Raw genomic sequence first — 254 nt, forward strand, 5'->3', positions numbered from 1 at the left:
CACCGAGTTGATGGCCGCAAGGGTGATGCCGCACTGTGCGTTGATCACGTTGGAAAGCAGCTGGAAGCCTTCGTCGAGGTTGCCGTCGCAGTTGTCGTCGACACCGTTGTACAGTACCTCGACATGGCCTGGGTTGATGGCTGCCACGGCATCGTTACAGTCGATGGCCGTAAGCGTTGCCACGTATCCGGCAGGGATCGCAGCCCCGTAACAGGTCACGGTGGAGGCACCGCTGGTGTATCCGTCGAAATCGG

The 254-nt window shown here is 60.2% G+C and carries 1 protein-coding gene; it reads right to left on the reverse strand.

The genetic code is table 11. From position 1 onward, the window contains the following. A partial coding sequence (locus tag G6047_RS00070; protein WP_317168252.1) for a putative metal-binding motif-containing protein occupies positions 1-219 on the reverse strand: 219 nt, incomplete at its 3' end. Between the last annotated feature and the right edge of the window lie 35 nt (positions 220-254).

This window comes from Flavobacterium silvaticum (assembly GCF_012911565.1).
Classification (GTDB): Bacteria; Bacteroidota; Bacteroidia; order Flavobacteriales; family Flavobacteriaceae; genus Flavobacterium; species Flavobacterium silvaticum.